The organism is Actinopolymorpha sp. B17G11 (genome assembly GCF_040196095.1).
Classification (GTDB): domain Bacteria; phylum Actinomycetota; class Actinomycetes; order Propionibacteriales; family Actinopolymorphaceae; genus Thermasporomyces.
Genome location: NZ_JBEFTW010000027.1, coordinates 88,929 through 103,323 on the forward strand (window position 1 = coordinate 88,929; position 14,395 = coordinate 103,323).

General features: G+C 65.3%; 10 protein-coding genes and 2 pseudogenes. 10 read left to right on the forward strand and 2 right to left on the reverse strand.

The annotated features are described in order from the left end of the window. Positions 1-59: 59 nt before the first annotated feature. From ABN028_RS24470 to ABN028_RS24510, 9 genes and pseudogenes are all read left to right on the forward strand, one after another. Positions 60-197 (forward strand): hypothetical protein, encoded by a 138-nt coding sequence (locus tag ABN028_RS24470; protein ID WP_349698248.1) that lies wholly within the window; start codon positions 60-62, stop codon positions 195-197. Positions 198-969: 772 nt separating this feature from the next. Beyond that, on the forward strand, positions 970-2,733 hold the full coding sequence (locus tag ABN028_RS24475; RefSeq protein WP_349698270.1) for an ABC transporter ATP-binding protein: 1,764 nt from the start codon (positions 970-972) through the stop codon (positions 2,731-2,733). Then, entirely contained in the window at positions 2,730-4,604 is a 1,875-nt protein-coding gene (locus ABN028_RS24480; RefSeq protein WP_349698249.1) for an ABC transporter ATP-binding protein, read from the forward strand. Before ABN028_RS24475 ends, ABN028_RS24480 begins: the two co-directional genes overlap by 4 nt. Positions 4,605-4,815: 211 nt before the next feature. Then, positions 4,816-4,965: a VOC family protein gene (locus ABN028_RS24485; RefSeq protein ID WP_349698250.1), complete on the forward strand. Its 150-nt coding sequence runs from the start codon at positions 4,816-4,818 to the stop codon at positions 4,963-4,965. Between the two features lie 1,176 nt (positions 4,966-6,141). Next, the gene (locus ABN028_RS24490; protein WP_349698251.1) at positions 6,142-6,684 is read left to right on the forward strand and encodes a sigma-70 family RNA polymerase sigma factor; all 543 of its coding nucleotides are present in this window, start codon (positions 6,142-6,144) and stop codon (positions 6,682-6,684) included. Continuing rightward, positions 6,681-7,517 carry a hypothetical protein gene (locus ABN028_RS24495; RefSeq protein ID WP_349698252.1) on the forward strand — a complete coding sequence of 279 codons (837 nt, stop codon included), beginning with the start codon at positions 6,681-6,683 and terminating at the stop codon, positions 7,515-7,517. The genes ABN028_RS24490 and ABN028_RS24495 overlap by 4 nt, the downstream gene beginning before the upstream one ends. Before the next feature lie 161 nt (positions 7,518-7,678). Continuing rightward, a complete protein-coding gene (locus ABN028_RS24500; protein ID WP_349698271.1) occupies positions 7,679-8,095 on the forward strand; it encodes a COG4315 family predicted lipoprotein in 417 nt (138 codons plus the stop codon). 383 nt (positions 8,096-8,478) lie between these two features. Next, positions 8,479-9,516 carry a tetratricopeptide repeat protein gene (locus ABN028_RS24505; protein WP_349698253.1) on the forward strand — a complete coding sequence of 346 codons (1,038 nt, stop codon included), beginning with the start codon at positions 8,479-8,481 and terminating at the stop codon, positions 9,514-9,516. A gap of 256 nt (positions 9,517-9,772) precedes the next feature. Beyond that, a pseudogene (locus ABN028_RS24510) lies at positions 9,773-10,905 on the forward strand (IS701 family transposase). Between the two features lie 269 nt (positions 10,906-11,174). Here the strand turns inward: ABN028_RS24510 and ABN028_RS24515 are convergent. Further along, entirely contained in the window at positions 11,175-12,347 is a 1,173-nt protein-coding gene (locus tag ABN028_RS24515) for an MFS transporter (protein WP_349698254.1), read from the reverse strand. A gap of 511 nt (positions 12,348-12,858) precedes the next feature. Between ABN028_RS24515 and ABN028_RS24520 the strand changes: the two are divergent. After that, positions 12,859-13,044 (forward strand): annotated as a pseudogene (locus ABN028_RS24520) (helix-turn-helix domain-containing protein); the annotation flags it as partial. Between the two features lie 456 nt (positions 13,045-13,500). Here the strand turns inward: ABN028_RS24520 and ABN028_RS24525 are convergent. After that, a complete protein-coding gene (locus ABN028_RS24525) occupies positions 13,501-14,157 on the reverse strand; it encodes a fibronectin type III domain-containing protein (RefSeq protein WP_349698255.1) in 657 nt (218 codons plus the stop codon). Positions 14,158-14,395: the final 238 nt, after the last annotated feature.

The window sequence follows — 14,395 nt, forward strand, 5'->3', positions numbered from 1 at the left end:
ACCACCACCAGCCGGGTACCGACACACCCGCGAAGAAGCGCGCAGCGAAGGAGGAGCGCGTGCGGACTGGCCGCGCGCACGCCGCACTCGTCTTCGACGCCGACGGCCTCGCGCAAGGTGGGGCGCAGTACGGGACCTCTGAGGAACTGCCGGGACTCACCCACCAGCGGGCCCGGAGCGATCCTGGAATTCATTGATCACATAGCCGGTGGCAGCTGCCGACTTCAGCTGGACATCAGCACCAGGCGCGAGCGCCCAGACCCCTCTCAGTGAGAGATCCCAACAGGACACCCCGAATCGGAGTATGAAGACTCGGGCAGGACCGTCCAGCTGAGGACCTCGCGTTCCGATGTCGACGCACCGTCGCCCACACGCGTACCCGTCACGAAGGTATGCTGTGGCCAGCGCTCAGCGAAGGGCTGAACGATCAGCGAAGTGGATGGAGGTGTCGCCGATGATTGCAACACGTGTTGGGCGTACCTCCTTGCGCCTTCTTTGATGACCCACTTCGTTCCGCCTGTCGGCTGATTCGTTGTTCACTCGTGCCCGGTAGGCGCATCCTGTTCAGGAGATCGCTGCCGTGCGTGAATCCGAGAACTTTTCTCCCATGCTTTCGCGAGGGAGGGCATATCGTAATGAGTGCGCCGAGATGGGCGAGCGTGCTCTCGACGAGGCATTCGCCGAGTACGCAGAAAGCCAGAAGGACGTAGGCGCGGATCGCGAAACTGTCGCGTCTGGGCTCCAGCCCCAGCAGGGGCATCGCTGGACCACGTGGGACAGCTCCGCTCCTGGGCAGCGCGGTCCGAAGCCTTACCCGGACTGGCTGATCGTCGAGTTGTCCGGCGTCGATACTGAGTGCGGCGATCCAGATCCTGGGAACCGAGTTCCTGATGGAGTTCACCGGTGACGCGGGGCACGTCGCCGCTCCACGCCTCCACCTTGCGTTCTCTCGTGCGTCTATGGCCGTACGTGCGGCCCGTACGTCTGCGCCTTCTCTTCGCCTCCCTTCTGGCGACCACTGCCTCGTGCCTCGGGCTCGTCATGCCGTTGGTGCTGAAGTGGATGGCAGATGGCCCACTCACAGGCGGTGATCCATCCGGTGTGTGGTGGGGCGGTCTGGCGCTGTTGCTGCTGGGGGTCGCCGAGGCGGCCATCTTCGGTGTACGGCGCTGGCTGGTCGCGCGACCACTGGCTGAGGTCGAGGCGTCGATGCGGGAGGCGCTGTATCACCACGTGCAACGGCTGCCGATCTCCTTCCACGACCGGTGGTCATCAGGCCAACTCCTTTCCCGAGCCACGTCAGACCTCGGCCTGATCCACGTCTTCCTGGTCCTCCCCCTGACGTTTCTTGTGGTCAACGCCACGACGATCCTCGTCGGCTGCCTCATCCTGCTGTCCCAGCAGTGGACACTCGGGTTGGTGTTGTTGGCACCGGCCGTGCCGCTGATGGTGGCGAGCTCGTTCTTCGAGGCCCGTTACGCGCTCGCCTCGCGCCAGGCCCAGGACCACAGCGGCAACCTGACGACGGTCATCGAAGAATCCGTCATGGGCATCCGCGTCATCAAGGGCTTCGGCGGGCACGAGAGCCAGGCGCACGCGTTCTGGGAGCTGGCCCGCCGGGTCCGTGGTGCCGAGCTTTCCAAGGCTCGCCTGTTGGCTGGCGTGTCAGCCCTGTTCGTGGCGTTGCCGGAGATCGCGGTCGGGGCGACGCTGGTGTTGGGGGCTTATCAGGTGGCCGACGGGACCCTGTCGCCGGGTACCTTGCTGGCGTTCTTGGCGACGGCCCTGGTCCTGCGGCCGGTGGTGGAGTCGACGGGCCCGTTACTCGCCCTGAGCCACGAGGCGGGGACCGCCGTCGACCGCTACCTCGACGTCATGGCGCTCCCGACGCTGCCCGAGGCCGAGCCCACTCCCACCCGGCGGCCGACGACCGAACCTGGACCTGGACCTGCCGGACTGGCGTTCGAGAAGGTGGAGTTCGGCTACCCCGAAGCTCGGTCCGATGCTCCCGCCGTCCTGCGCGGCGTCGACCTGCGCATCGCTCCCGGAGAGACTCTGGCCCTGGTCGGGGCGACCGGCAGCGGCAAGACGACCATCACCAGCCTGGTTCCGCGACTGTACGAGCCGACCGGAGGACGGATCACGGTGGACGGCCGGGATATCGCCGACATGCCGCGGGCCGAGCTGCGCGGCTGTATCGCCGTAGCCTTCGAGGACTCGGCACTCTTCTCCGCGACGGTCGCCGAGAACGTAGCTATGGGCGCGGAGACGGCCACCGACGAGGACGCCGCGCGGGCCCTTCGGGTAGCACAGGCCGACGAGTTCGTCCGCCTCCTTTCCAACGGGCCGGACACGATGGTGGGCGAGCATGGGCTGACTCTCTCCGGCGGTCAGCGCCAACGGCTCGCCCTCGCCCGCGCCGTGATCGGCCGGCCACGCCTGCTCGTCCTGGACGATCCCCTGTCGGCCCTGGACATCCACACCGAGGCCGCAGTCGAAGCAGCGCTGCATGAGGTGCTCGGCACGACGACAGCGCTCATCGTCGCGCACCGCCCCTCAACCGTGCTCCTCGCCGACCGGGTCGCCCTGCTCTCGCAGGGCCGGATCACAGCTGTCGGCACGCACCAGGAGCTGTTGAAGACGAACGCCGAATACGCCTGGCTCATGTCCGGACTCGAGCCCCTGACGACGACCTTGGCGGCCAGCCGTGGGGAAGGTGGGAAGACATCATGACCTCCCCGCCAACGACCTCTCAGGCGGCTGGCGCCCACCCAGGCGACACCGACGAGCAGGAAGAATCGGCGCAAGCGGCCGCGGATCCCTTCGCTCAGGATGTCCTCCCCGCGCCCGCGGGCGCCTCGCGGGCACTGCTGGGGTCGCTGTTGCGCCCACACCGGCGCCGCGTCGTGGTGACCTGCCTGGTGCTGATCCTTCAGCGGGGGATCTCGCAGGTGAGCCCGCTGCTCGTCGCATACGCGATCGACCAGGCGGTCCCGGCTCTGCGGGAGAACGATCGCGGCCCGATCCTGGCCGTCTGCCTGGGCTACCTGCTCGTCGTGGCAGGCTCGGGCGCGTTGCAGCACCGATACGTCCGCCTCTCGGCACACGTTGGCCAAGAGGTGATCCTCGACCTCCTCGAGCGCATCTTCCGCCACTCCCAGGACCTGAGCATCGACTTCCACGAGCGGTACACCTCCGGCCGGCTGACATCCCGGGCCACCAGTGATGTCGGGGCGCTCCGCAGCCTGCTCACCAAAGGACTGGAAGACATCGTCAGCGCCGTGCTGACAACGGTCTACATCACCGGCCTCCTGTTGTACCTCGACTGGCAACTGGGCCTGGCCGCGGCGGCCGTGGGAGGGCCGCTGTACCTGACCGTCCAGACGTTCCGCCGCCGCGCCACGCGCGTCTACTGCGAACGGTCAAGCGCGATGGCCACGGTCACCAGGAAGTTCACCGAGACCTTCCACAACATCCGCGCGGTGCAAACCTTCCGGCTAGAAAGGGCCAACGACGAGTCCTTCAGACGGATCAATCGCCAACACGCGCACCTCAACGGTGACGCCGCCCTGGAGATGGGCCGGTACGCGACATCGTCCCGACTCATCGCCAACGCCGGCATCGCCCTCCTCGTCATGTGGGGTGCCTACCGTGTCGCCTCCCACAGCCTGGAACTCGGTGTCTTCACAGCCGCCGTTCTCTACCTGCGCCGTTTGTACGACGATCCACTCAAACTCGGAGGCGTCCTGGACGCCTACCAGTCAGCGGTCGCCTCCCTGGAAAAAATCGCGGCCCTCCTTGCCCAGCGGGCTTCCGTCCCCGAACCCGACGCGCCCCGACCGCTGCCGGCGAACGCCCCCGGTCGACGCGGACGCCAGGTCGTCTTCGAGAACGTGGCCTTCAAATACCACACCGGCGGCGACGTCCTGCCCCGCTTCGACCTCTCCCTCGCTCCCGGGCAGACCGTGGCCGTCGTCGGAGCGACCGGCGCCGGCAAAACAACACTGGCCAAGCTCCTGGCCCGATTCCACGACCCCTCCCACGGCCGCATCCTCCTCGACGACGTAGATCTCCGTCACCTGGCCACCGCTGAACTGCGACGCAGCGTAGTGATGGTGACGCAAGACGCCTTCATCTTCTCCGGAACCATCGCCGACAACATCGCGATCGGCCGCCCCGAAGCCGACCGGGAAGACATCGAACGGGTGGCCAGGGCGATCGGCGCACACGACTTCATCAGTGCGCTGCCAGACGGCTACGACACCGACGTCCACACCCGCGGCGCCATCATCTCCGCCGGGCAGCGGCAACTGGTAGCACTCGCCCGCGCCCTGCTCGCCAATCCCACCGTGGTGATCCTCGACGAGGCCACATCCTCCCTCGACATCCCCGGCGAAAGGCTCGTCCAACACGCCATGAGCACGGTACTGGAGAAGCGCACAGCCCTGGTCATCGCACACCGCCTCTCAACGGTCCGCATCGCCGACCGGGTGCTGGTGATGGCCGACGGGTGCATCGTCGAAGACGGCACGCCCGACGAACTCATCAACAGGCAAGGGAGGTTCGCAGACCTCCACACCGCATGGAAAGACAGCCTCACCTGAGCGACCCGTCCTCGTCCAGGGCTGTCTGAACTGCACCCTTGCGTGCGTGCGAGTTCTCGTTCGGCGGTGTGGGCACCATACAAGGGCGGTGACGGCCAGCAGCAGGTCCCTAGAACTCAGCACGTTTCCGGGTGTCGAGAAAGTGGCGCTGGCTCCGCCCTAGGTACACCAGTGACCACGGCGGGCCGCGCGACGAAGAAGGAGAACCACCATGACGACTCAGCGGATGGACAACGTCGGCATCGTTGTCGATGACCATGAGGCTGCCATTGCGTTCTTCGTACAACTCGGCATGGAGCTGGAGGGCAAGGCGCAGATCGAAGGCCTAGCCCGCGCTGGAATCGTTAAGATTCCGGCCTAAACCGCGCGCTCTCGACGCTGGCAGCCCATCGGGTCGCCACTCCGCACCGTAGCCCGACGCGCGAAAAGTCGCAGACCGTGCCGAACACAGACAGACGACCCAGACGCAATCGAAGCCCTCATCGCGCTGTCCGACGGCGTGTGCGCAGCGATCCTTCTCGACGACCGCCAAACCGACCTCAGGCCACTCCTCAGCAGCGCTATATGTAAAGCGAGCCAGTAGCCCTTTGGCCAGAGGCAGTGAGATTCCCGATCGGCGTCAAACCCTTGTCCTGCGCCGGTGCGGTGTGGTTATTGGCTGTCGATGGGCGCGGAGCTCCAGACAGCGCGAGCGCCGGCATCGCCCGTGCGCAACCTGGACTCCGGCGCCGATCGCCGCTGCGACTAGCAGGACGGCGACTATCACCTGAACAGCGGGCGCAGCGTCTACTCGGCGGAGATGGTCCCTCAACGGGTTCGGGCCGCCTAACAGGAAGGTCGCCGCGACAGATACGGCGAAGAGGACCAGTAGCAGCCAAAACAGCAGTCTGCCTTGTGCAGCGTGCGTAAGGACGAACTCCGGGCTGTTCAGCTGCTCGAGGAGGGCCTCACCGCTTTTCATCGCTACGAATCCAGCGGCGAGGCATCCTGCTGAGCCAAGGAGTAACGGCCACCGGAGAAGCCATCGCCAGGCGGGCACTACCGCGTAGGAAATGGCGATGAGTGCGAGTAGTGGAACGAAAGCCACCACAGCGTGGATGACAAGTACGTGGAGCGGTAGGCCGAACGCCTCGTCAAACATTACGCCACCTCCTGTAGCACCGTCTTCACCGTTCACGTACGGGCCGGCAGGATGGTGGCGCCGGCCATTCCTCCCTACGTTCAAGCGGGCTGCCTGGTTCAAGCCTGCGCTGGAATCGTTAAGATTCCGGCCTAAACCGCGCGCTCTCATACGCATGCGTCGTCCGGGCAGATTCAGGACAATGCCGCTCGGGCCGGACGGCTGGCAGCCGCGTCGGTGACCAGTGCGGTGTGCGGGGGGCTCCAGGTCGACGGGTGTAACCGGGTGTTCCGGGACGCATGCGCTCGTCATTCCTGCCAGCCGTGGACCCCGTTCATCGGATCTTGGTCGTGAAACCTTTCCGCGCGAGTGTCCGTTCGGTTGAACGCTGCATCATCTGCCGACGTTGTGAGCAGCATGACGAAGTTCGCGGCTCAGGAGGATGCCCTGGTCCGGGCCCTCTACCACGAACACGCCGAGAACCTGCTCGGCTACGTCCGCGCACTGGTCGGCGGTGATCTCCGCAAGGCAGAGGACATCGTGCAGGAGACCCTCCTCCGCGCCTGGCGTCACGCAGGGGTCCTCACGCCTGAAACGGCCCGTCCGTGGCTGTACCGGGTCGCGCGCAACCTCGTCGTCGACGGACACCGAGCCGCCCGGCGGCGCCCCCTCGAGGTCTCGACCGACCTGCCGGGTGCGACATCGGTCGACGCCCTCGCCCAGGGCCAGGGTCCGGACGACATCGACCGGGCTCTGCTCGCCTGGCAGGTCGCTGACGCGCTGCGGGCCCTCACGGCAGCGCACCGCGAAGTCATCGTCGAGCTCTACTTCCGGGACCGTTCGGTGGCCGACGCGGCGGAGGTCCTGCGCATACCGGCCGGGACAGTTCGGTCCCGCTCCTACTACGCCCTCCGGGCATTGCGTCTCGCTCTGGAGGAGCGGGGGGTGACCGCACCATGAGCTGCACCCACGCGCTCCAACTTGGCGCCTACACGCTCGGCGTCGACGATCCCCAGCGCGGTGCGATCGAGCGCCACCTCGCATCCTGTGCCGCCTGCCGGGCCGAACTGGCCGACCTCGCCGAGGTCGCGGCCATGCTCACCACCGCTAGGTCCGTCGGTGTCGTCGACGGCGACATCGAACCGAACCAGGGGAGCAAAGCGGAGACAGATCCGGCGACCGAGCCCGATACAGATCCGGTGACCGAAGCCGAGACGGATCAGAGGGCCGAGCCCGAAGGAGAGGCGGTACCAGTGCCGGAGCTGGGCCATGAATTGTGTCCGGTACCGCTTTCCGACGATCTGCTCGACCGTATCCTCGCCGCGATCGCCACCGAACGCACCGACCACCAGACCGCCAAGGTGACAGTCAACCGCCGACCGCGACGCCTCGCCTTGGGCATCGCGGCGGCCGTCGCGGTCGGCGGTTCCGTCGTCGGGATGGCGGTGCTGCGTGACGGACTGACCTCACCGGACCAGACCCAGCTGGCGGCCGGCACGTCTGTGTACGGCGTCACCGCCAGCACCACCGTGCACGACGAGTCCTGGGGCACTCGGATCGACATGGCCCTGGCTGGCCTCCCCGCGCTCACCTCGTGCCGCCTGGTCGCCAAGGCACACGACGGCGGGACCGAGACGGTGGCGTCGTGGCGGGTGACCTACGACGACGGGCTCGAGGTCGAAGGCATGAGCAAGTACCGCGCCGACGAGCTCGCCCAGCTCCAAGTGATCGACACGACCGGCCGCCGCCTAATCACGGTCGCGGCCACACCGATCGAGAGGAAGAACAAGTGAGAGTTCGCAGGTCCCGCCCCCTCCGCGTCTTTGCCGGCACCGCCGCAGTCGTCCTGCTGGCCGCCGCATGCGGCGGACCAGACAACAGCGCGACCACTCAGCCCGACCAAGCGGCGGACCCGACCTCCGCCGGCCCCGTCGCAGTCCGGGCGGTCGACGGTGTGGGAGACGTACTCACCGATGCCGACGGGATGACGCTCTACACCGCCGATGTGGAGAAGGGCGGCACCATCGCGTGCGTCGACGCCTGTGCCGACTTCTGGCCACCCCTCACAACGAACACGGCGGAGGTGCCCACCTCGATCGACGGCGTCACTGGCGAGCTCGGCGTGCTCGAACGGCCCGACAACACGAAACAGGTCACCCTCGACGGACGTCCCCTCTACACGTTCGCCGAGGACCGCACACCAGGATCGGTACAGGGTGACGGGTTCGAAGACGACTTTGGTGGACAGCACTTTGTTTGGAAGATCGTCACCAGTGACGGCACGGCGCAAGAGGACACCAAACCACCGGCCGGCGAAAACAACGACAGCGGAAAGGATGATGATAGCGACGGCGGCATGTACGACTACTAAACACAGCACACAATGAGCTCGTGCTAGGGCCAACCTTGGTCAGTGCCTTAGCCGTAGAGGACGAAGCCAGATGGCTGTGCATCTGTTGCCGGGCGCTGACTCCGCAGTCCCCGGAGCCCTTTCGGCCAAGGGCAACGTTGCACTCTCAGCCGAGGACCTCCAGGCCGTATGGACGCCCATCGCTCAGCATCGAAGCCGTCGTGTGCTTGGCCCCGAGGGGACTGTGAGGAGAATCTGTCATGAGCTAGTACCCCTCGTCTTGATCGACTTGCTTGTGCAAGGAAGTGATGATGGAACAGCCTGAGCGTGGCAAAGAAGAATATTGGCATCCTTTGCGTGGCGACTTTCAGTTAGGTCGCCACGCCGCTGATTGGCTCGCAGCCATGATGGCCCAACTTGAAGCCGCGCGGAACTGTGCCGACTACAGGGCCGAGGTGACAATGCTCCTGACGCTCGCGCAGGCAGAGCAAGCGGTTGGGAACATCCCATCGGCAGCTAGTCGACTGCAAGTTGCTCTAACAATTGCTCGAGAGCATCATCTCGATTCTGAGGAAGCGGTTGTCCTCGCAGATCTTGGCACTCTCGACTATCTCCAAGGAAGGCCGAATGAGGCGCGACTACATCTGTCCGAATCGGCTCAGCGCGGTGGCCATACCGAGATTACAGCCGGCAATCTGGGCTTAGTGCTCCACGACCTCGGCCGCCTCGAGGAGGCACGAATGTCTCTCGAACAGGCCATTGAGATCTGCAGGAGCCTCGGGCTTCGGACGAAGGAGGCATCAAACCTTTCTCACCTCGGTGAGGTGTGCCGGGGCCTCGGCGATGTCGAGGCTGCCGAGAATCTCCTCGGTTCGTCAGTCGAGATAGCACGTTCCGAAGCTGCGCCCCATACGGAGTCGGAGAGCCTCATCAAGCTTGCAGTCCTATGGACGGGACTCCCGGACCGTCTTGAGGATGCCGCCGAGCATGCCGAGGCCGCCCTCGCTTTTGCGAGTTCGACCAGATCGCGATCCACAGAGGCGCACGCACACCTTGTCCTTGGCGTGGTCAGTCGATGTCTCGGAAGGTCGAGCGAGGCTATCGGGCACGACCAAGAGGCGTGGAATATCGCGCGTTCAACGGGCTACCTCCGTGTCGAGGCGGGAACACGGGTCGGGATCGCCCGCTCCTACTTGCAGCTAGGTGACTTGGAAACTGCAAGAAGACACCTGGTAGAGGGACTTGACGCTGCAAAAGGGAGGGGCTTCCGGCTGATAGAAAGTGATGCTCTCGTCGTTCTGTCCGAGATCGAGCGTCGCCGTGGGCGAGGAGATATTGCGACGGCATTGTGTTGCATCGCGCTGGATATTCAACGGAAGGCCAAGTATCGGCTGGGTGCGCGGGAGGCGGCAGGCTTGTTGCGGACATTAGTGGGTGACTGATCTGCACGGATCCATCCCGTGGTAGGCCTGTCGACGACGAGATGGGCTGTCTAACGCGCTGGTCGCACACCGCATCGATACGGGCTTTCCCGAGCCTCCCTGGGTGGCGCCTGCGCCCGCCACGAGGCATGTCGGGACGTGCACAGCCCGTCAGCCGGCCGATCGGCCTCCGTGACGAGGTTGATGCCGGCGGACGGTCCAACGCGAGCGTGACCTCGCCTAATTGCTGCAACGGCACTTGATGTCGTAGTGGATCATGGTGGGCGTAGTTACGGATCTTGTGGTTGCGAAGTTGGATCGGTTGCAGGGGCCGATCACGGGGCGGTTCGGTCGTGCTTAGCCGCGTGCTCGGAGCCGGGACTACGTGTCTGGTCTGGTCGCGCGGCTGGAGCGGAAGAACGGGGTGGACGTTGGCCGAGCGGGCCGGTGAGGTCAGCCCGGATGGGATGCAGCGGCTGCTTCGCCGGGCGGACTGGGACGTTGACGGTGTTCGCGATGACGTGCGGGACTACGTGATCGAATATCTCGGCGAGGCCGGTGGTGTGTTGATCGTCGATGACACGGGTTTTCTGAAGAAGGGGAAGCGCTCGGCCGGGGTGCAGCGGCAGTATTCAGGGACCGCAGGGCGAACCGAGAACTGCCAAATCGGCACCTTCTTGGCCTATGCCAGTGATGACGGGCACGCGTTGGTCGACCGAGAACTGTATCTGCCGGAGTCGTGGACGACCGATCGTGACCGGTGCCGCGCGGCAGGTGTCCCGGATGAGTGGTGTTCGCGACCAAGCCCCGACAGGCGATGGCCATGCTTCAGCGCGCATTCGACGCAGGTGTGCCGTTTGCCTGGGTCACCGCCGACGACGCGGCCAGGTGAAGTTCCTACGCGTGTGGCTGGAAGGACACGACGCAGCCCACGTGCTGGCCACCAAGTGCAACGACACCGTCATCACCAGCGGTGGCGGCGATGGGCGAGTCGACGAACTCATCGCAGCACTGCCGGCCAGGGCCTGGCGATGCCTCTCGGTCGGTGCCGGCGCACACGGCCTGCGTGAATATGTCTGGGCCCGTGTGCCGATTCGGATCGGCTGGCAGGCCGCGGCCATTGGCCGCTGGCCCGCCGATCGAAAAGCGACGGCGAGATCGCCTACTACATCTGCTACGGCCCACGCCGGGCATCACTGGCCGACCTGGCCCGCATCGCCGGATCATGGTGGCGGATCGAAGAATGCTTCCAACAAGCCAAGGGCGAGGCCGGACTGGACCACTACCAGGCACGCACCTACCGCGCCTGGTACGCCCACGTCAACCCTCTCGATGCTTGCACTCGCATGGCTGGCCGTAACGAAATCGCTTGCCATAAATGGGGAACCAGCCCAGCCGAACAAGGCATGATCAACTACATGCTACCGGAGATCCGCCGACTCCTCGTCAATCTGATCTTGCGACACGCTCCCGAACCCGATCACATCTGGGGATGGTCACACTGGCGACGACGACGCCAACACAGGCGGTGACCGGCCGGCCAACAGGACCTCGTCTGCGGTGAGTCTGAAGAACTCTTGACCGGGTTCGCCACTTGGGATTGACGGAAGCCATCGGGCTGCGCGAGCGTCTGCGCGCTTCGATCAACGACTGGTAGCCGACCTTGTCGGCCGGCCCGACTAGGTCAGCGTAGACGCAGCCACTGCGAGGAGTCCGAGAATGCCAAGGAGCCCAACAACGGTGGCAAGCGGCAGCCCGGCGTCGACGAGAGCGCCGGTGAGGAGGAACGCAAGGCCCTGCATGGCGAGGATTCCGGAGATAGCTACCGCCATAGCCCGACCTCGATACTCGGGCGCGATCAGCTGAGCGAAGATCGCGTTGAGTGGCGCGGAGAATGCGCTGCCTATCCCGACAATGAGCAGGAGGAGGACCACCACCGGAAGGGGTGGAGACAGCAGTGCCGGAACGAGCGCTGCTGAGGACATTGTCGCGAAGGGCACGAGCAGTCGGTTCCGCATGCGTGGAGTCAACACTCGGGTCAGCAGCACTGCGCCGACGATGTAGCCGAGACCCGGAGCCGCGAGCATCACTCCCGCCGCCCGGGCGCCGCCATTCAGTTCTTGAGCGTACGGGTAGGCCACTGCCTCCGGGCCGAAGGGCAGCGCGAGCCCGAACCAGACCAGGAGCAGACAACCACGCAGCCAACGGTCGCCGAAGACGTACCGCAGACCCTCGACCGACTCCCGAAGCAGGTGGTAGCGCCCTGCCGACGTCACGGCGGCCGGTCGCTGACGTACGCCGATTCGAACAAGTACCGCGGACACTGCGAACGTGGCGGCGTCGAGAAGAAGTGTGCCGTTCGGCCGGAGAAGTGTTACGACGATGCCACCTAGGCCGAACCCGACCACGTTCGCGACTTGATGAGTGATGTTGTTGAGGCCGTTGCCGGTGATGTACGTCTGTCCGCTGAGCACCTCTGGCAGCAGCGCTGAACGTGCCGCAGTGAACGGGGACTTGAATGCATGCGTGATATACAGCAGGGCTATTGCAACGCTCACCGAGATGCCAGGGATCGCCAGCACGGACACCAGCAGGGCGCGCGCCATGTCGCAGACTACAAGAACATCCCGCCTGGGCAACCGGTCGGCGAGCGGGCCTAAGAGTGGCCCGCCGACAATTCCGGGCAGCCATGCCGATGCGTAGGCGAGTGCCGTTAGGAGTGCCGAGCCCGTTCGGTCGAACACCAGTACCGACACGGCGACCGCGGAAAGCTGGTCGCCGATATACGACAATGTGAGTGATGCGTAGAGGTAACGAAACTCACGAACGCCGAACAGGCTCCGATAGCTCACCACATCCGCGTCACGGTCCTCTTCTTTCGAATCAACCAGAGGCAGAAAGTCGCCACGACCTCCCGTCGGGCCCGTGACGGCGTGCTCACCGACGGGACAAGGTCCGCGCGGTGTGCAGGCCCGTCACGGCCCGACCACGAAAGTTACACGTGATGAGAACTGCCTGGACATCAGGACAGGATCAGGTCCAGCTAACGCCAAAGAACATGTCCGCCGTCACCCCCTTCCCATCTGGTGGAATTGGAAAACCAGTCCACAGGCCCGCAATGCTCACGGCGGATACCTCACTGGACAACACGTGCGGTCCCCCGGAATGGTTCACGGCGAAGTGCGGTTCGACCCCTTGCCGCCTTCGCCGCGAATCTAGTAATGCGACAGTGCCGTGGCACTGCTAGTTGTTGCGGTTCATGAGGTTGTTGACGGTGGCCGGGGTGTGAGGGGGTAGGTCGCTGGCGGCAGGATGGAAGTGCGACCCGTCCGTTCTGCTCGCTGAAAGGCGGACCTACCCCTCGTGTCTCACGGTGGCGCTCCGTTGACTCCTGCTGGCCGGCTGCGTCTTGTTGCGCGGTGTCAGTCCCGTCCCATCGCTCATGTGGCCGCCGAGGCGGGTGTGTCGCGGCAATGCCTGTCCAAGTGGGTGAACCGCTACCGGTCCTTTGGCGGGGCCGGCCTGCTTGACAGGTTATCGGCTCCGCACCATCCCGTTCGCGGCATCGAGCCAGTATGAAGGGGGCCTGCAGGGCTCAGCCAGATTTGCACCCCAGGTCAATTAGAGAAGTCGACGTGATCGACGACCAGCGGGCGCCCGCTCGCGGCCGTGCATCACACGTGCAACAACGGCGTCAATGACGGTCAAGAACGGGGACCAGCGGTCAGTCACGCTCCGCTGGGTGGCCTGGTCAGGGTGGTGGGCGGGGACGGGGTCGAACCATCGACCTTCCGCTTTCAGGCTGGTACTAACGGGGTGCACGAGGTCGAGGAAATCCTGAACCAGAAGCAGATCGACTCGTGCGCGCGGGCTGCCAGTACCTACAGGCGGAGGCCGGGACTCGCCATATCGTTGGTAGGCAACGCCGACCAGCGCACCCCTTCGGTTAGGGAGGGGGTGACGCCAGTCGGCGAGTAGTGCATCGCCTTCACTGGTAGTGGCCGTTCAGGGTGTGAAGTTCAGAACGACGGCCTGGGACGGATTCTGGCCAGTGGAATCGTTCGCGATGACGGAGACGGATTGGATCGGCCCGACGATGGGGTCCTCCTTCGGCACGAACGCGGTCAGTTGGTCGCCGACGTTGGTGCCGTACGCTCCGGCTGGACCGGCCAAGGTGACCGTGTAGAAGACCTTGCCGGAGTCGTCGGTCGACGGATCCCAGGCAATGTTCCAGCCGTTCGCGGCCTCGTTCACGACATGCAGGTTGGTCGGCGCGGTCGGCGGCGTGACGTCGCCGTCAGCCCAGGTCACGGTGATCGAGCTGAACTCCGAGAAGTCGCCGGCCTGGTCGCCGGCGCGGACCCGGAACGTGTGGGTGGTCCCGGGCTCCAGGCCCCGGAAGTCATCACGCTTGATCGTGTCCGTCGCCGTGGGCATCCACCGCGGGTAGGTCTGGTTGTCGATGTAGATCTCGTAGTACACGCCAGGGTCGGCAACCTCGTCCCAGGCCAGCGTGATGGCCTCGGCGGTGTTGCTCGCGACATGGAGGTTGCCCGGCGCCGCGAGCTGTGCGGTGGTGCCGGCGGCGGAGGCGAACGGGGTGAACGCGAACACAGCGACGAGTGCCGCTGCGACCGTCACTATCCAGCGATGTGCTCTCATACCTTCCCCTCAAGGATGTTCGTCATCGACCGTGGCAACGCTGGCACGGTCCGCTGTCACCCTGGACGCACGGAGCTGCCGGCAGATGGTTCATGATGGATGAGATGTCCGGCCAGGGTCGGCCGAGTAAACAGCGGCACTGAACACTTATGGATCGACACTCGTCGTTAAGCGCGGAAACGTAGTGATCGCGGTCACAGAGCCGAGCGGCCGTGGTGCAAGCGCAGTGCGCGATGCA

Bases quoted from the DNA above. Each gene is read 5' to 3' on its own strand.
- ABN028_RS24505 (WP_349698253.1), top strand. From the start codon at position 8,479: ATGATGGCCCAACTTGAAGCCGCGCGGAACTGTGCCGACTACAGGGCC.
- ABN028_RS24490 (WP_349698251.1), top strand. From the start codon at position 6,142: ATGACGAAGTTCGCGGCTCAGGAGGATGCCCTGGTCCGGGCCCTCTAC.
- ABN028_RS24525 (WP_349698255.1), bottom strand. From the start codon at position 14,157: ATGAGAGCACATCGCTGGATAGTGACGGTCGCAGCGGCACTCGTCGCT.
- ABN028_RS24485 (WP_349698250.1), top strand. From the start codon at position 4,816: ATGACGACTCAGCGGATGGACAACGTCGGCATCGTTGTCGATGACCAT.
- ABN028_RS24480 (WP_349698249.1), top strand. From the start codon at position 2,730: ATGACCTCCCCGCCAACGACCTCTCAGGCGGCTGGCGCCCACCCAGGC.
- ABN028_RS24495 (WP_349698252.1), top strand. From the start codon at position 6,681: ATGAGCTGCACCCACGCGCTCCAACTTGGCGCCTACACGCTCGGCGTC.